At 36.9% G+C, this 16,511-nt stretch carries 17 protein-coding genes and 2 pseudogenes; 4 read left to right on the forward strand and 15 right to left on the reverse strand.

Features of this window, described 5'->3' with window-relative positions; genetic code table 11:
- Positions 1-280: 280 nt before the first annotated feature.
- From BVC89_RS07335 to BVC89_RS29620, 8 genes and pseudogenes are all read right to left on the reverse strand, one after another.
- Positions 281-691, reverse strand: a complete 411-nt coding sequence (locus BVC89_RS07335; RefSeq protein WP_086930563.1) for a hypothetical protein — start codon at positions 689-691, stop codon at positions 281-283.
- 976 nt (positions 692-1,667) lie between these two features.
- On the reverse strand, positions 1,668-2,177 hold the full coding sequence (locus BVC89_RS07340) for a hypothetical protein (protein WP_086930564.1): 510 nt from the start codon (positions 2,175-2,177) through the stop codon (positions 1,668-1,670).
- A gap of 516 nt (positions 2,178-2,693) precedes the next feature.
- On the reverse strand, positions 2,694-3,395 hold the full coding sequence (locus BVC89_RS07345) for a hypothetical protein (protein WP_158657830.1): 702 nt from the start codon (positions 3,393-3,395) through the stop codon (positions 2,694-2,696).
- A gap of 1,245 nt (positions 3,396-4,640) precedes the next feature.
- Positions 4,641-4,932, reverse strand: a pseudogene (locus tag BVC89_RS29615) (IS6 family transposase); the annotation flags it as partial.
- Between the two features lie 101 nt (positions 4,933-5,033).
- Positions 5,034-6,482 carry a serine hydrolase domain-containing protein gene (locus tag BVC89_RS07355; RefSeq protein WP_086930567.1) on the reverse strand — a complete coding sequence of 483 codons (1,449 nt, stop codon included), beginning with the start codon at positions 6,480-6,482 and terminating at the stop codon, positions 5,034-5,036.
- A 158-nt stretch (positions 6,483-6,640) separates the two neighbouring features.
- Positions 6,641-7,248: pseudogene (locus tag BVC89_RS07360) on the reverse strand (IS6 family transposase).
- Positions 7,249-7,833: 585 nt separating this feature from the next.
- A complete protein-coding gene (locus BVC89_RS07365) occupies positions 7,834-8,127 on the reverse strand; it encodes a DUF2924 domain-containing protein (protein ID WP_086930568.1) in 294 nt (97 codons plus the stop codon).
- 30 nt (positions 8,128-8,157) lie between these two features.
- Entirely contained in the window at positions 8,158-8,319 is a 162-nt protein-coding gene (locus BVC89_RS29620; RefSeq protein WP_158657831.1) for a hypothetical protein, read from the reverse strand.
- A gap of 1,168 nt (positions 8,320-9,487) precedes the next feature.
- On the opposite strand from BVC89_RS29620, the gene BVC89_RS07370 reads away from it, so the two are divergent.
- Genes BVC89_RS07370 through BVC89_RS07380 form a run of 3 tightly spaced genes read left to right on the forward strand, consistent with a single transcriptional unit; the run spans position 9,488 to position 11,239 of the window.
- A complete protein-coding gene (locus BVC89_RS07370; RefSeq protein WP_086930569.1) occupies positions 9,488-10,189 on the forward strand; it encodes a dual OB domain-containing protein in 702 nt (233 codons plus the stop codon).
- Complete coding sequence (locus tag BVC89_RS07375) at positions 10,182-10,634, forward strand: DUF488 domain-containing protein (protein WP_245929358.1); 453 nt, start codon at positions 10,182-10,184, stop codon at positions 10,632-10,634. The genes BVC89_RS07370 and BVC89_RS07375 overlap by 8 nt, the downstream gene beginning before the upstream one ends.
- On the forward strand, positions 10,634-11,239 hold the full coding sequence (locus BVC89_RS07380; protein WP_086930570.1) for a DUF4326 domain-containing protein: 606 nt from the start codon (positions 10,634-10,636) through the stop codon (positions 11,237-11,239). Before BVC89_RS07375 ends, BVC89_RS07380 begins: the two co-directional genes overlap by 1 nt.
- A 537-nt stretch (positions 11,240-11,776) precedes the next feature.
- Here the strand turns inward: BVC89_RS07380 and BVC89_RS07385 are convergent.
- From BVC89_RS07385 to BVC89_RS07415, 7 genes are all read right to left on the reverse strand, one after another.
- Complete coding sequence (locus tag BVC89_RS07385; RefSeq protein WP_086930571.1) at positions 11,777-12,250, reverse strand: hypothetical protein; 474 nt, start codon at positions 12,248-12,250, stop codon at positions 11,777-11,779.
- On the reverse strand, positions 12,250-12,531 hold the full coding sequence (locus tag BVC89_RS30280; RefSeq protein WP_086930572.1) for an ECs_2282 family putative zinc-binding protein: 282 nt from the start codon (positions 12,529-12,531) through the stop codon (positions 12,250-12,252). The genes BVC89_RS07385 and BVC89_RS30280 overlap by 1 nt, the downstream gene beginning before the upstream one ends.
- 310 nt (positions 12,532-12,841) lie before the next feature.
- The gene (locus tag BVC89_RS07395) at positions 12,842-13,195 is read right to left on the reverse strand and encodes a hypothetical protein (protein ID WP_216825106.1); all 354 of its coding nucleotides are present in this window, start codon (positions 13,193-13,195) and stop codon (positions 12,842-12,844) included.
- Positions 13,188-13,637: a hypothetical protein gene (locus BVC89_RS07400; protein ID WP_086930573.1), complete on the reverse strand. Its 450-nt coding sequence runs from the start codon at positions 13,635-13,637 to the stop codon at positions 13,188-13,190. Before BVC89_RS07400 ends, BVC89_RS07395 begins: the two co-directional genes overlap by 8 nt.
- 85 nt (positions 13,638-13,722) lie before the next feature.
- Complete coding sequence (locus BVC89_RS07405) at positions 13,723-13,956, reverse strand: hypothetical protein (protein WP_086930574.1); 234 nt, start codon at positions 13,954-13,956, stop codon at positions 13,723-13,725.
- Positions 13,957-14,229: 273 nt separating this feature from the next.
- Complete coding sequence (locus tag BVC89_RS07410; protein ID WP_086930575.1) at positions 14,230-15,111, reverse strand: hypothetical protein; 882 nt, start codon at positions 15,109-15,111, stop codon at positions 14,230-14,232.
- Between the two features lie 131 nt (positions 15,112-15,242).
- The gene (locus tag BVC89_RS07415) at positions 15,243-15,743 is read right to left on the reverse strand and encodes a hypothetical protein (protein WP_086930576.1); all 501 of its coding nucleotides are present in this window, start codon (positions 15,741-15,743) and stop codon (positions 15,243-15,245) included.
- A 218-nt stretch (positions 15,744-15,961) separates the two neighbouring features.
- Here BVC89_RS07415 and BVC89_RS07420 point away from each other — a divergent pair, with 218 nt between their 5' ends.
- A complete protein-coding gene (locus tag BVC89_RS07420; protein ID WP_086930577.1) occupies positions 15,962-16,510 on the forward strand; it encodes a phosphoribosyltransferase in 549 nt (182 codons plus the stop codon).
- Position 16,511: the final 1 nt, after the last annotated feature.

The following is a 16,511-nucleotide window of genomic DNA, read 5'->3' on the forward strand; positions in this document are numbered from 1 at the left end:
AACACTAACTTGTCGAAAATTTTAACATAAGGTGTATTAAAATACAGTGTTTTAGGTGACATATTAGCTATATGAATTTTTTTCATACAACATAGCTCCTTACACGTAGAAACATGAATAACTCATGAACATGTGAATAATGTTGATGTTAACTATAAATGTAGGTTGTGATAATTCGTGCCGCGTATGCGACTTTGGTCGTAATGTGTAACAGATAAAAAAAGCGTCCTTGCTGAGTGTTCGTCTTCCTTGGTCTTGCTCCCCCATAGATTATTGATTATTAGTCTTCGGCCAAGACTGCCGGGTCTGCTGGAAATGACAAAGCAATGTTTTCTTCAAAAACAATACCGCGCAAGTTATGACGCATCACCGTGTCGCTAAAATCGTGTCGGCAATAAATCCCGAGATAGTTATCGTATTCATATTCATTTTTTGTAGATTTTTTTATATCTAGCCCATTAAATTGTTTGGCAACTTTTAGCGGGTTATAAAGATAAGCTCGTGTATTGCCGGAATAGATGGGTAAGAATTCTCCATGCTCTGCCAGCATTGCGTAAAAAATACGGTAAGACTTTTCACTCAACAGCATACACCCGTAGTCGACGATAAGATCGGGAATAGGCAACAGTTGCCCTTCTTCAAGAGAATTATGAAAACGGAACTTAATAGGGATGGGTATAATGCACCGCATTAACCTCGATACCAAAAACACTGTAATGGCCTAACTTTGCCAATAAATCGGCGCTATCCAACAGCATCACTTCCTATACTTTATCGCAAGGGATATACCCCGATTTTACCCATCGTGCGACAACACTCACCGAGGCATTCGTCGCTTAATTACCAAAAATACGTAAGACCTTTTTAATTCCTGGCGTTAGGGCTCTAAAGTAATGTGTAATTCTATAGTGCGATCCCATGATGCATCTCATCGATAAGCTTTATTATTATTCTCTGTTATATTTTTTATGTGAGACTGTGAAGCTGCTTAAGTTTTCACGTAAGTCACAATAGATTGAAAATACTTCAGCTAAATTGAATTGATATAGAGTGAGTCTTATATAAAGCCAGCAAATTACTAGTGTCTTTATCATACATATTTGAGTATGCACCAATCATATGACATGTTTTGTGAAAAACTTAACTTATTATTATCCTGCATTCATATTGGCTCTTAAGTGAAACTAGAAGATACTTTTTTAAAGGCCTCTGGTGTAAATGAGAGTTTGTCGCGCTCAGAATGAAAATATAGGTGCCAAGCTGTTAGTATAAATATTGTCACCTTAGTCTTTGTGAGATGAGTAATTGTTCATTTACACTATTCTTCGGTTGTACCCTTTTTTTCGAGTATCACCACAGTCCGCATTTTACGTGGGTTTGATGTAAGAAAATAAAAAAGGGTATTTATGCTAAAAAGCATAAAAGTTCTTTAATAATCAGATGCTTATTGTGGTTTTTGTATTGTTCACTGCCGTATAGGCAGCTTAGAAATATCTATTTAAAACTCCATTTTTATGTGAGAAAATTCTGTAGTATTTCATTATCTTTAAAGAACAAAACCCTTGATAAAAAATTTACTAAGGGTTTTATTGCTTCAAAATAATTACGTGTGACAATCGTTTTAACTAGTATTAATTCTTAGTTGTGGGTATATCATCAAACCTTGTCTAACTAAAAAAACGGGTAAATTTTCCTGTAGTATTTATACCATTCTCTTTAAATTGCCTCTCCACATTTTTCATCATTTTACGAGTAGTTTTATAATGGCCACTCTCATCTGTAACATCGACTAAATGACCATTATATACAGCTATTTTACCAGCACCTGCGACAGCACCTCCTTTTCTTGCTAAAGACGTATGATGCCTTTTGCCAACGGTCGGATGTTTATCTACTCGGATTTTTCCATTCCCTGTCATAATAAAGTTTGCCTTGTCAGTTTTCACTCGTGGCCTACCTATCATTTTTTCTGTCGAATCACGTGTATCAAATCGATTTCCTTTAGAGTCAAAAACTCTACCATTATGAAATGTTAACTCACGACGCTTGAGCTGTTCGTTACTCAAACGATCTATTTTGCGGCCTCTAATAGCAGGTGCTCTAGCATGACCTATAGTCTCGTTATCATATTCTCTGCTTCTTTTCTTCACCGGCCACTTAAAAAATTGATTTTGCATTAATGGTCTAGGTTGTGGCCTTGTACGATTATGGGAATGCCGCCTTTTTAATGCTCTAGTTTCTGGAGCCGTGTGGTGAAACGAGCGGCGCCGGTGCATTACTGGAGGTCTTGGCTCTGTGTGCCTCAACCTCTTATTAAGTGTCAAATGCTTATGGTGCAGAGGTATCAAAGGGCTTGTTTTTCGATCTATACGTCTAGGCATTGTTTTCTCTTTTAAAATCAGTTGCAGTGTTTACAATAGTAATAAATATGTGAAATAAAGAAAAAAATGGTTCCCTGTAATTAATCTTATAAATTCAAGAGTAAGTAGAAAGCTAATTCTGTCTTATAGTTCAAAAACGCAGAGTTACACCAATTGCTATATTATTTTATAGACTTTATTAAGTCACAGAAATTAAAGTCCACTGGGGATTTTTACTGTTGTTCACTTCCGTATAGGCAGCTTAGAAAAATGTTAACGTTAAACTTATATTTTTTCATTTATCAAAAAATAAGTAATTTGATAACATTACTATCACTGTAAGTATGCCCACCAATTCGGATCGTTTAATTTTGCTCTTTTTGCTGAATCTGTAGATCTTTCCGCTGCTTTCCGAGCTTCGTATCGATATGAGGCTTGTCGTCGAGAGTCTGCGCTATCATATGCCGCTGGCTTGGCAGTTGCGTCATCTCTTGTATATCTTTCCTTCGCAAATACAGATGGTATATCTTTACCTTTTGATATTAAGTATTCACGTGCATATTGCCGTTCTCTCAGAGTGAATGTTGTTTTAGTCTTCGATAGATAACTATTATAGCTGTCTCGACCGCTGGCTAATCGAGATAACTTTGCGCTTTCTTTTCTGGAGAGATGTTGTCTCTTCTGACCAAGAAGATCTTCTACTTCAGACGAGTCTCTTTTGACTAATCTTTTTATTTCAAGGCTCGAATGATGAGGCCATTTCATATAATCATAGTAAGATCGTAAATAAGATTTTTGATCATTACGAAGAGAAGTAAATTGCGAGGGAGAATATTTATCAAAAATTTGTTTTCCTATCTGTGTCGACCTTGACATTCTAGATGACGAGCTAGCGCTAGCTTTTGTTGGGCTTGGCTTCAAGCGTAATCTCAACGCTATAGACGAAGGTTGCGATTGAGTTAACGAATTATGAGTTGAAGGAAAAACTGATTGTGTTGAATGACTGTGATGATAATCATTGTGTCTTTCCCTCATTCTGTTGTCTATAAGTCTGTTGACGCAATGACCTTTATTACAATAATAAGCACCTGGAATACCTGATGGGCATAAATACTTTTCTCTTATTTTTTTAAATTATATGATGAGTAATTATACTCAGCTAAAAGTTTGAGAATATTTCAATATAAATTACAGTAAATGACGTGCTAATAGTAATAAGCCTATTTCAATGCTCCAAATTTTTTCTAAAAATATATTAGCTAGAGTCTATTTTGGTTTGTTTTTCGATTATAACTCACACTTTTTTACTGATTTTGGAGTTTCGTATGTTTGACAAATACAACACACTGAAAATAGCACGATTTAACAAAAAAAATAGTAGATGATATTGATACAAAGCTCACATTAACTAGAGTTAATCTATTACTTCTACAATATTAACTTTTATCGAGAGCTGATTTTATAGGCGCGGGTGCATTATTTTCTGCCGCTATAAATTAAGTTGGTTGGTATATTTACCTTATCCCAAATAATATGATGTCGATTTTAAGAACTTTTTCCGCTAATAGCATACTTACAGATCGACATTAATATTATAAAATAGGAGTTTTAATGCCAGTAAACAGATCATCACGTAGTTCACATCGACCCGTAAGTCAAACAAATACAAATACAAATACAAATACAAATCGTCATAGAAGAACTACCGCTAGGGAACCATTGCTGAATTATAGTGTTCGTAGACGAACTCACGAAACACAGTCGCGCCCTAGTCAAAATGCCATCGAAAGTCTGATACAAAATTCTCATCCTGAGGCAAATACACCAACTACAAGATCATCTGTTCGAAGAAGAACTAGAGAACAACTACGTCCTAGTGATCGAGAGATCCTTAACATCATACAACGCCCTCAACGCTAGAAGTCAATACTTTTTAACTTGCAAATACTGGACGATATATAGAACAATGATGGTAGTACACTTAAACTGGCCATCTTGTTAAAAGCTATCGACACTACTCGGTTGTTAAGCACAGGAAAAAAGTAAAAAGCCACTTTCATAGAAGGTGGCTTTGATTGGTAGTCTATATAGGACTGTGGTTGTCTTACTGCAAATGGTGTTACAACGCCACACGTCATCACAGTTACTGTGATAACATGCCGTCAAATCAGTATGAACAAACGTATTATTCTCGCCTAAAAAACGTCTAGTGAGTTAAAGGTAGTTCATAACACGATTACTGTTGTCTTGGTTGAATTGTTTTATGTCTGATTTATTGGCGCCGCTTTTATTAACGGCACGATAATAATATTTCCACTGGCCTTTAAGTTTGAGATAAGTCTCATCAAGCCGCCATCTCTTTCTGGGTAAACACTTCTTTTGTTGAAAGGACTTTTCTAATTTTCGTCGCGTAGAATATAACCCAAGGATTTAAGGTGCTGTGGTCAACATCAATGCCTCGCTCCGCCATCATTTCTTCAATATTTCTATAGCTCAGTGCATAGGCAAAGTACCAGCGAAAACATTGCAGAATGATTTCTTGGGGATAGTGGCGAGATTTAAAACTGATCATTGGTTACTTAGTCTAGCGGCTAAATACGAGCCGCTAGTACAATGAGTAGAATTTCAAAAGTCCGGTATGTGACAAAACCACAAAACCCGGTAGTCCTCTATCTAGTCGTCATCAGACTCGCTGTCTGTATCGTCGTCATCAGACTCGCTGTCTGTATCGTCGTCATCAGACTCGCTGTCTGTATCGTCGTCATCAGACTCACTGTCTGTATCGTCGTCATCAGACTCACTGTCTGTAATTGCCTGATAGAACGCGTGTTTCGATATCATTCTAACATCAGGAATTTGGGGCTGACCGGCAAACTGTTGAACCATACCAACGAAAACCAAGTCTTCAACTGGGTCAATCCAGAACCAGGTTCCGGCAGCTCCACCCCAATAGTATTCCCCTTTAGAATAGCCACCAACCGGGTTACCTTCAGGATCTTCAACAATGCCAAAATTAAGCCCAAAACTTGCTCCAGGCTGCCCACCAAGCAATGGATCCAAATTATTAACCAGATGCTCCGGGAGCTGATTTGTACGCATCATCCTTACAGTCTTTGGTTTTAAAAGTCTTACGCCATCTAATTTACCGCCGTTGAGTAACATTTGTGAAAATCTTAAATAATCCATCGCGGTTGAAACCAGGCCCCAACCACCGGCTTCCAGCATTTGCTCTTCTTTAAAACGAATAACATTGCCGTATAACTCTTGTTCTACCAGCTTACTGTTGATGTCATAATGATAAACCTCTGCAAGGCGATCATGTTTTTCTACTGGAACATAGAAAGCGGTATCATTCATTTCCAGTGGCTCGAAGATTCGTTCTTGCAAAAATTCACCAAAACGCTGACCAGACAATTTTTCTACAAGATAACCCTGAATATCTACTGATGCGCTATAAGAGAAATTTGTACCGGGCTGAAATAAAAGAGGGACGGTAGACATTTTAGTGATCATGTCTTGTAAGCTGGAGTCAGCATCAAAATTATTTGCCTCTGATAACATAACATGAACAGGATGGTTGCCCATCATTGTGCCATATCCAAAACCAGCAGTGTGATTCATCAACTGACGAATGGTTATGCTGCTATTAGCAGGTTCAGTGATCATATTACCGTCATCATCCAAACCCACATAAACTTGCATATCAGCAAATTCAGGAATGTATTTTTCGACAGGATCTGAAAGACGAAACTTTTTTTCCTCAAACAACATCATCATCGCGACACCGGTTATCGGTTTAGACATAGAGTACACTCTAAAGATGGTGTCCTTTTCCATAGGTGTTTTTGTCGCAATATCCTGATAGCCCATGGTTTCGTAATGAACTATTTTGCCATGACGCGCAGCGATGGTTACCATACCCGCCAAACGTTCTTCATCGACAAGAACTTGCAGGTTCTGAGCAACCTGCTTAATTTTTTCTGAATCCATTCCTGCGGATTCAGGTGAACCAAACCGTAACTTTTTACTCCCCGCATGAGACTGAAGGCTAAAGAAGGTAATACACATCATTAAGAAAAGGTAAAACCATTTATTTTTGTTTCTAAATATATTGTCTTTCATAATGTAGATTCAACTCGCTAGTGCAATTATTGGTTTGATCCCAAACATTATTTGATTGGGTGTTTTTAAAAATTTTCGTCGCAACTAATTAATTCGGCGTCAAAAGTTAAAAGGGGATTTGCGGCTTACACAGCCAAAGCATAGAATTGTTTAGTGCATTACAGACCGTTAGCAATAGTTTTCTTCATTTGCCCTTTTTTGATCATTACCGCAACTTCAATTTCTGCCAATGTTTTTTGTGTACAATGAAAATTCTTAAAGCCAAGCATTGAGCGGGAGAGTCTTGTAATTCGCCGATGATCCTGCTCAATGACATCGTTTAAATATTTACACTGACAGATTTTAACACGCTCATTGTTACCTTGGCTGAATTGTCTTATGTTTGATTTATTGGCGCCGCTTTTATCAATATTTAATAAGCAGGGCTTTCCATTGTGTTTAACCGTTTTTGCGAAAAAGTGTTGAGCCGCCTTCTTATCACGCTTGGCGGTCAGTAAAAAGTCAACGGCATTACCATGTTTACCAACGGCACAATAATATTTCCACTGGCCTTTAACTCTGAGATACGTCTCATCAAGCCGCCATTTATTCCCGGGTAGACGCTTCTTTTTTTGAAAAGCTTTTCTAATTTCGGCGCGTAGAATATTACCCAACAATTCAAAGTACTGTGGTCAACGTCAGTTCCGCGATCAGCCATTATCTCATCAATATTTCGGTAACCGAGTGCATAAGCGCAGTACCAGCGAACACTTTGCAAAATGATCATTGGCTACTTAGACTAGTGGCTAAATATGAACCGGCAGTATAAAGGGTAAAATTTCAAAAGTCCGGTATGCGACAAAACCGTCGAAAATTGGTCTAAGCGTGTGTCTGGGTATGAAGGATAATTTTCACTGTGCTAAACTATTGTGGACACACACTTAACTATTCACTGCAGTTTATTTTTGTGAATTAATATCCTTCATTAAGTCAAGTACTGGTCAGTATTGGAAGTATGATTGGCGTTTAGAACTTTTTATCACAAGCAGATATTTAGTCAACGATAACGAGCGTGTGCTTCTTTCAGTTTTCCGCCGCACAAAAAAAGAAGCTATGACACATTAGTATCTACAGTGCGATCATTCGATATAACGCCTTGTTTTGAAAAAACTGAAGCACAGTAGTCTTGTATCTATCAGCAACTTGTTATGCTTAGTTTGCTTCAAAAGATGAAATTGTTCTTTTTTATTACACTAACTTCAATATAGTTCCAGCCACCTCCAATAAGGCCTCCTACTATAGGTAAAGTCTTTGTGACTACACCTTTTTGTGTAACCTTGATACCAAAATATTTTAGCATTTAATATTATTTTTATGTTGATGATTTTTTCACTATTTTCTTAGATTGTCGAGAGCCAAAAAATGCAGGCCCAGACCAATGTGTACCGGTAATCTCTTTCGCAATTTTGGATAAACTTTTGTAAGGGCGTTTTTGAAATTCAAACTGTTCATCTGATCGCACAATCACCTCGTATTCCACATCGTTATAAAGTCGTTTCAAAATGGTGCCCGGTACTGGAATATAAGTGTTTTGTTTATTTTTACTTTTATTGATTGCGTATGTTTGGCTAATCTCTTTAATACGTTGTGTATTTCTTTTAATAATTTTCTTATCATCAGCACTTAACGAGTTAACTTATAATGCGTAAGGCAGACGCCGCTCAATATAACTTCTTGCTCGCACTGGGGGTGATGTTTGGTTGAATTCCTGCCATATGACTAACAGTTCTTTCATTGCCATGTTTTCAAGCTGCATGATCTGCGTTAGTGTAGAAGGGGGCGTTTCTGCTATCGACATGGCTGGCCTTTGGATGTGTTGATAATAGGTTTTCCATGTACGCTCAGGTAGGCAGACTAGCGCTTCCAGTATGTTTACTGCCGTATAGGCAGCTTAAAATAATAGGGTTGCTGATTAGTGGCCACATTGTTGTCCACTGAGCAATTCCTATGGTTGATATTTAGTCTTTTCTCTTGAGTGGAAATATACTTAATATAGGTTTGTTGCTACTTCCATACCTAGCAATAAATGAATGAATGATAAACCTATGCCTGATATCTCTCTTCTAGTACAAAATAAGATTGAAAAATACTCTTAATATATTGATTTTATTCCTTATATCTATGGGCTGTATTTGGTTTTTATTAGTACAGTTAATTACCTCTTTGGTTTAGCTAACTATAAACCCCTCTGGTTTTCTCCGTTCTGAGTAAGGTTTGCGTATTTCTTTTTGGGTAGCCATTGCCCTCAAAAAACCATCATAAAATTCCGTCGCTAAGTTATTGATTTATAAGGAAATAATTTTTCGTCATCGACGGACTTCGAAAGTGGTGCGTGGCATAGTGAGAGAGAATATAGGGGAGAAGAGAGAATTTGATGCTATGAAGTCCGGGATTAAAAAATAGCCGAAGTCCGCAAACCCTTGCCGTTACTGGGCTGTAGCGCGGGGGGCAGGCATAAAAAAGCCAACCTGATAGGGGTTGGCTTTTATCTATTGGTGGAGGGGAGGGAACTCGGTTCAAACCCTTTCTGTGATGTATTTAGGCTTAGTGGTAAGTCCTTGTAAGAATTGGTAAAGTTGTTATGCATCAATGTGGTGCATCTGCTTGTAGTTTTTAGTTCTATATCGAATTAAGCCTTTTGACGTCAGTTAACCTAGACATTCACGAAGAATTATATATGCTTAACTTGCCTGTTATAGTCGCTTATCAGATTAGGAAAGTATTTCTATGCATATAAAAGTCCTTGATTTTGTGATGAGTTATTTTTAATTGACAGGCCGAAATAATCAATAAAACATGCTACATACTCAAAATTTTGCCTAATACCTAATATCTGCTATGAGTAAGTTGCGACTTTGAAATCTAATAATAATAATGTTTATATTATTTGTTTTGGGTTTTTCTCTGGTAGCTTGTGCATCAAAATTGAAAACTAGAGTACAAAAAATTAAGCTTAAGGAGTGAGAATGAGAGAAGTAATAATCACAGACTTAACAAGGTTTTCTACCGGTGATAATGTCTGTACAGCCGTAATTGATGTGAAGACAGGCGAATGTTTCCGGCCAATGCCTTATTTAAAAAGCACTAAATGTGAGGAATTAGGTATTCATCCTGGTGCAATCTTGAAAGGGAATATTTCTTTGCAGCAAAATAGAGATAATCCTCATGTTGAGGATGCTAGTTATTCCGACCTAAAATTTTATGGTGCATGCAATGGTGAGCAGTTCCTTCAAATACTAGAAAACTCATCGAGTGATTCTGTGTCACAAGGTTTTGGTATTGATTTTGATTCTAATCAGAAACATATTCCCTACGGTCAAGAGGCAAATTGTTCAATAATCACGATTAAGGTCTTGCCACGTCAGTTAAGCATTCATGAAGACCAGTTTAAACCAGGAAAAATTAAAGCTTCTTTCACAGATGATAGTGGACATAAGTACAACTATCTTTCAATCACTGATAGGGGATTTCATGACTATGCGAAAAAGCACCAAAATGATGATAGGCTACACGAGGTCACTGATTTAATAAATAAACAGGATTCAGTCTATCTAAGAGTGGGATTAAGTAGAGTCTGGGCTATTGGAGAGAGGAATGGATACTGGTTGCAGGTTAACGGAATCTATACATTTCCAAGGTTTCACGATGAGATAAGAAGCTATGGCTAATGAAATAGATATATACACGATTGGTTTTACTAAAAAGAACGCAGAAACATTCTTTAACCTCATTCGCACATCAGAAATAAGTACACTTTTGGATGTGCGATTAAACAATATTTCTCAACTTGCCGGTTTTGCAAAGAGAGATGACCTTAGATTTTTCTTAAAAGAGCTTTGTAATACGGATTACGTGCATGTTCCAGAGCTTGCTCCAACAAAAGACATCTTGAATGCTTATAAAAAAGGTGAAATACCCTGGGAAGAGTATGAAGATAAATTTCTAAATCTTATGGGGCAAAGAAATATAGAAAGGTCAGTAAAGCCTGCATTGCTAGATCAAGGTTGCTTATTGTGTAGTGAGCATGAACCGCATTTATGTCATAGGAGGCTTGTTGTTGAGTACCTTAATGAGAATTCTGAATTAGATCTAAAAGTGAAGCATTTGTATTAATGGCGACAGTATTAATTCTTTATCCAAAACTATTTAATTGCTACTCAAAGTTTTCTAGAAAAGTAGAGAAAATATCTTCAAGTCTCAAAGATGTTGTTTTAACTTATCCAAACGATCCGTGTGATTTTATACAGAGATTGTGTGATGAAAACCCAGGAAAATTGAAGAGCATAAAATTAATTAATTGGACAACTGACGATATAACTCATGCAATTATTTTTGATGATGGTGAAGAGTTCGGAGAAGAAATAAAAAAAATAAAGGATAGCGGTAAGCCGCTAAGAGTTATTAGTATTGCTATAACACGAGTTGTAAATATAAAAACTGAGCCAGAATACCAAAAAGAGAAGAGTACGCCGAATTATGAGTACATTGGAAGAGGTTCTTACTGGGGAAACCCTTACTCAATGTATAGTGAAGGAGATGATCGAAACGAGGTCATACGTAAATATAAATACGATTTTGACTATGAAAAATTTCCTAACAAAGAAAAATCTGAAGTGTATAAATTAGCAGGAAAGCGTCTGGGGTGTTTTTGTAAACCAGAAGCTTGCCACGGCGATATTCTTGCTGATTTTTTGAATTCGTGGGACGACGGTAAGTAGGTACTTAACAAAGCGTTGCTGCGGAAACTGAAAGTTAAAACGAATACTCGAACAACCAAACAATAAGATAAGAGCACCTAGCCCCTGATCGTCTCGAAGAAGCTGCACGACTATACCTACATTTACTTAAATTCTATCCTGCGCCAGATTGGTTTTGAATACCGACTATATATAAAAGGCAAAACAATCATATAAATAAAGTGATGCTGACAAAGTAATGCTTTTGGTGTCAATCAAAAGCTCCCTAAGCTGTTTGCTCTCACGGATAGTTGTCATCTTTTTTTGCAATGGTTCTGTGAATAGTTGTAAGTGTCCAATACATAAATATTGGACGCGTGACTGACGTCTAGAGTTTTTTGTCACAAAAGCAAGCTTAGTAGAGATAACGAATGTGCACATTTTCCACATCACTGTCGCACAAAAAACAAGCTATGACGTATAGTATTTACAATGAGGTCATTCTATATAGCGCTCGTATTTACGACTGATTTGGAGAACAGCGGAAAACCAGTCCGTTAGCATGAGCTTGTTACATGTTTACAGTGTTGGATAGGACAGCTTTTCATTGTGAGATTGAGCGTCATCTTCCCAAATAAGCCGAATTACATGCTTAGATTTGGTCAGCATGTGAACCGCAGCTATCAATTCGACCGACTGATGTCTCTCTAAACTTTCCATTGGAAATTTATCAGTGACTTCAGAATCAATTATTACATCGTTCCCCTCTGGAAAATCTATTTTTACGTTTCTAGCAGTTGAAGCCCCTTTATTCCAAATTTTAAGCCGATATTTATTGCTGCCCAGTTTAATGAAAGATGCTCCAAGATCGGCTCTTTTTTCATTTAATGAGTCCTCATTTCCCTTCTCTAATAGAAGATTGTTTAACTTCTCTTGGCTTTCAACAAGAGATTTTTGCTTCTTGTTAAAACTAACAGTTTGCCAAGTTGCATAGCCTGATAGGAGAAATGCCAAACCAGCGATAATATCACCTGCATCAATAGTTACTGGCATTATTTGATCCTAATATTTTTACTACCTGAAAATGCTTTTTTGAGGGATTTGCGAAGTTCATCAGCAATACCTTCCGTAACCTCTTTCTTAATTTCAGAGAGGTGCTCATCAATATTTTCGCTATTCTCTTGAATTAGCTCGTCTTTGTTTAATTCTCTTTCACATAAGGCACAGGTCATAATCTGAATAGTTTCATCCGCGCCCTCATCATACGAAAAATCAGAACACCCGCATGTTGGGCATAGTAACCTAATACTTCTATTGTATTTCTCAGAATTCATCCTATCTCTCCGAATTATAAGGGTGCGTAAAACTACCCCAGTGGGAATTTCCAGTTATACACAACGGCCTTCCGATCAATGTTGTAGATAAAACTCTAACAGGCTCAAGGAGTTGCAACACAACAATACACCTAAACAGCCTCGATTGGCAAACGTAAGCCGCTAATTGCCTTTCATACTATCACTCTGTGAGTCTACTAAATCTTAATTAGACATCAGACTAGTTTTGAATGCTAATATCAAGAAACTCTACTTTGCTCGCAAACAAGAAACCAAACTATGACCTATTAGCTTCATTTGATATAATAGCTTAATAGGTGGTGCGACCTTTTGCGTCCGTACTGCTTGCATTGTTAGGTAATTTAGAACCATTTGCCTTAGTGGATAAAAATATATCCGAATAAATACCTTTTAATGAAGCGGCTACAATCACCATCCCGGCAATGAAAATGTAAAGGTCGATTTCTTTTAAAAGCTCTCTCGCATCTTCATTTATTGTACCGGCTACTAAAAGTGCACCGCACACAACGCCACTTGACTGAAGAATGGCATTAACCATGACAGCCTGATTGAATTCTTTTTTTGCTGCATGACATCTGTATGCATAGATACTTATCAATATGACCCCAATAATGGCTGAAGGTATGAATATGGCTTTATCCATTCTTCTTGCCACCATTTTTTACAGAGTCACCGATTAATCCACCAACAATACCGCCAATGAGGGCACCAAAAGGTCCGCCAACCGAAGCGCCAAATATTGCCCCGCCTGCGGCTGCCCCCAATACTCTGGAATTATCTTCTTCTGGATCAGGTGGTCGATGGTAAGTTTTAAAACTGACATCGAGTATTTTTGCCCCAGATGCTTCATGACTAGTATCATTAAGGATACCGTTAGGGTATTCCCATGCTTCAAATTTTAAATGTATATCTTCATTACAATTATCACATGGGTAATCAATATAAGCAGTGTACTGGCATTCTTTTCCCATACCTCTTTCAGACGCAGACTCTGCTTCAAACATTATTTCATCTTTACTCAAAGTGTGTTCATGACCACAGTTTGAACAAATATAACGTGCTTCGGCAATTATTCCATCACTCATAGTTATCTCGATATATCCATAATTTATTTAACGTTCCAACAAAGGCTGCAGTTTACGGCGTCCTAGTTTAATTGGCTTGTCATGTTTATAGTGCTTCACCATCTACAGTTACTGATGCGTTAAGATTACGATCATAAGGTACATAGACTTTTACTGATTTTCCTGATTCTGTTTTTACTTCAATTACCATATTTTGGGGTGGTGCCGCGAAATCATCGGAAATGAGGGTATGAATCGCTAGTTTGCAGGATTCACCGAACTCATGAGGACAATAAAGACTTCCATCTACTGCTGGAAGAGTAACTTCGATATTCGACATTTCACACTCCTAACCTTAGTTAATGAGTAGAGTTCTTTAGTAAACATAAGTATATTAGTCAGAATTCCCGTTTATCCCACAGAGGTCTTTCAATTAATGTTGTAGATAAAACTCTAACAGGTTAAAGGGGGTGCAACAATACACTTAAAAAAATTTACTAGAAAAAATAAGCCACTATATTTAACTAGATGCCAGGAAAGAGTTTATACACACTGCTAAACAGAGTATTTACAGAGAAGTACCCCCTTTATTTGTGTCCAGTTTTTCTACATATTATTTTTCTAACAATCTGTAATCCAAATATTCAGGACTTTCACACCATATATTGATATGCCCATCTTTAACTCTAGGCCCCGTCTCTGAAATTAAAAAAACCATCTTGGGTTTGTTATCGGCAGTTCTTTCTAATGTGTCTAGGTTAAAGCGTTTAAAACCTGATACTTCCAGTTTACTTATTGGAATATAGGTTGACGGGCGCTTAATGATATCACCTGATGTAAGTGTTTTATCGAAAACGATAGAGTACCCATGCTCTTTTTTATTAAACCATGCCTTTCCGTAATAAATTCGAAATTCATCTTCAAAATCAGCTAAATTTTGCCCATTAATTTCAATAAATAGATTGTTGAGGTCAATCAACCCTGTTTCTGGTAACTGTACGATCAATGATTCTTTTGCTAAATATGCGTCGATTAATGAAGAAAGTGTTTTTGTTCGCTGGATTTTACGCTTTCCAGCTATCACCCTCCCGCGACTAATCCTACTTTCACTATATTCACTATTCTTTGCAAGATCGCCTGATTCAAGCCTTTTTGTACTTGGTGGTTGGAGATTTATTCGAATAGCATGATCTATATACTCGTCACTATCTTTGTATATATCCATCGTTGTTTTTGAGGCTTTCTTTTGATTATCAATATCTTTTGCTATATTGCATTGAGAGCTATGTTCACCAACGATTATATAGTAAGGGTCACGCTTTCTCTTTTCTAGCGGACGATCTAGATTAGCGCAAGTAACGGGTGCATCACAGTTTTTACCCGGACATTGGAAGTTAAATTTTGACTGTATAACTCCTTCAGCAAATTTCATGTCTGCTTGTCGGGCAGTAATGTTTAGCTTCACATCCTCTGAAAAAGCTTTTTCTAATTTCATGATATATTTCCTATTTTTTTTCATAATCCTAACAGCTTATTTATGGTTGTTCTCTGTTATAAACAAGGCTTAGTGTCTTTTAAATGCTATTCAAGTTATAACATATCACTACTATTTAGTCTTTTTAAACTCTACTTCAATACGTCTTGATAAGAGTCAATTAAGTTGCTAATCAATCCTATGTACAATGATGGTTTGCAATAACTCATATTAATATCTTGGCATAAATTTGTGCTATAAATTTTTTGTGCCTTATTAAGAATGTGAGTCTTATTTGAGAGGGGTTCATTGCGAATTAAATTTTTCAATTCCCTGATGAAGTTATAAGTCTTTGCGCCTTGTCGATATTTAGGATCTATTTTAGATAGCTTCTTAAAAAAGACTTCTTCAAAATCATACAAGCGCTGAGGTGGGCTTCCTAATTTAAATGTACAAATATCGCTTGCTTTTTTGGATGCAATTATACTATTCCTATTAAATTGAGGATTTTGGAGAAGTTTTATTGCTTCTTCTCGACTACATGTAAAATACACTGCTTTCCATTTATCATATTCTTCCGTAAACGAGAATGAGATCTCAGAGTAGAAAAGAATAGTAATTACTAATGTTAAGGCTTGGAGTTTTGCAAACATCCCTTTTCAAACTCCTAAAAATATACGTAATTTATTCATTGATTGCCCTATTGCTAAATCATTAATGTTTTTGCCATTATACATTTATTAAAAGCTGTAACTAGATGATAGATTTGCTACGGGTGAACAATATAGTCGCAAATAAAGTCTTTTTGTCGCCAAAGTTTTTTTCGTTAATGGTAAGTTGCCTTAATTGTTAGCTGACAAACGGATTGAAAATGGTATTTCACGTTGATTTTTATAAGAGTATTCCAATTGTGGCAATGGGTAACTACTATCCAGTTAGTTCAGGCTCTGTTGATATTCATAGCCGTCAGATTCTTGATTTTAAAGACGGTAAAGATGAAGCCGTTTCTGTCTTCTCTAACAAACTTATTACCTACTTACGCGGAAAAGGACTAGGTCGCCAACCCGTCTTTATTGCAACGATTCCATCGTCAACACACGGTAGGTCTCATGCAGGCTTCGCTAAGCTAATTAAGAACCTATCCTTTGAGTTTTCAGTCCAAAACCCCGATTATAACTTAATCCTACGCACCAAGACAAAGCTAGCGGCTCACAAAGGTGGTAGTCGGAGGAAAGAGGATGCACTAGCATCGACAGCTATTCCAATTGATATTGCACGAAAGATTGGAGGTAGATCTGTTATCCTACTCGACGATGTAACGACAACAACTAATTCAATAAAAGCAGGCATTGATGTATTAACGGATGCTGGTGCATTAGTTAGAATCGCGGTAGTGTTAGGCAGAACAATGAGAGGATAGA

The sequence above is a fragment of the Agarilytica rhodophyticola genome (assembly GCF_002157225.2).
Taxonomy (GTDB): Bacteria; Pseudomonadota; Gammaproteobacteria; order Pseudomonadales; family Cellvibrionaceae; genus Agarilytica; species Agarilytica rhodophyticola.

Excerpts from the sequence above, each read along its gene's own strand:
- BVC89_RS07335 (WP_086930563.1), bottom strand. The coding sequence starts at position 691 with ATGCGGTGCATTATACCCATCCCTATTAAGTTCCGTTTTCATAATTCT.
- BVC89_RS07340 (WP_086930564.1), bottom strand. The coding sequence starts at position 2,177 with ATGCAAAATCAATTTTTTAAGTGGCCGGTGAAGAAAAGAAGCAGAGAA.
- BVC89_RS07345 (WP_158657830.1), bottom strand. The coding sequence starts at position 3,395 with ATGAGGGAAAGACACAATGATTATCATCACAGTCATTCAACACAATCA.
- BVC89_RS07355 (WP_086930567.1), bottom strand. The coding sequence starts at position 6,482 with ATGAAAGACAATATATTTAGAAACAAAAATAAATGGTTTTACCTTTTC.
- BVC89_RS29620 (WP_158657831.1), bottom strand. The coding sequence starts at position 8,319 with ATGTCGATAGCAGAAACGCCCCCTTCTACACTAACGCAGATCATGCAG.
- BVC89_RS07370 (WP_086930569.1), top strand. The coding sequence starts at position 9,488 with ATGAGAGAAGTAATAATCACAGACTTAACAAGGTTTTCTACCGGTGAT.
- BVC89_RS07375 (WP_245929358.1), top strand. The coding sequence starts at position 10,182 with ATGGCTAATGAAATAGATATATACACGATTGGTTTTACTAAAAAGAAC.
- BVC89_RS07380 (WP_086930570.1), top strand. The coding sequence starts at position 10,634 with ATGGCGACAGTATTAATTCTTTATCCAAAACTATTTAATTGCTACTCA.
- BVC89_RS07385 (WP_086930571.1), bottom strand. The coding sequence starts at position 12,250 with ATGCCAGTAACTATTGATGCAGGTGATATTATCGCTGGTTTGGCATTT.
- BVC89_RS30280 (WP_086930572.1), bottom strand. The coding sequence starts at position 12,531 with ATGAATTCTGAGAAATACAATAGAAGTATTAGGTTACTATGCCCAACA.
- BVC89_RS07395 (WP_216825106.1), bottom strand. The coding sequence starts at position 13,195 with ATGGATAAAGCCATATTCATACCTTCAGCCATTATTGGGGTCATATTG.
- BVC89_RS07400 (WP_086930573.1), bottom strand. The coding sequence starts at position 13,637 with ATGAGTGATGGAATAATTGCCGAAGCACGTTATATTTGTTCAAACTGT.
- BVC89_RS07405 (WP_086930574.1), bottom strand. The coding sequence starts at position 13,956 with ATGTCGAATATCGAAGTTACTCTTCCAGCAGTAGATGGAAGTCTTTAT.
- BVC89_RS07410 (WP_086930575.1), bottom strand. The coding sequence starts at position 15,111 with ATGAAATTAGAAAAAGCTTTTTCAGAGGATGTGAAGCTAAACATTACT.
- BVC89_RS07415 (WP_086930576.1), bottom strand. The coding sequence starts at position 15,743 with ATGTTTGCAAAACTCCAAGCCTTAACATTAGTAATTACTATTCTTTTC.
- BVC89_RS07420 (WP_086930577.1), top strand. The coding sequence starts at position 15,962 with ATGGTATTTCACGTTGATTTTTATAAGAGTATTCCAATTGTGGCAATG.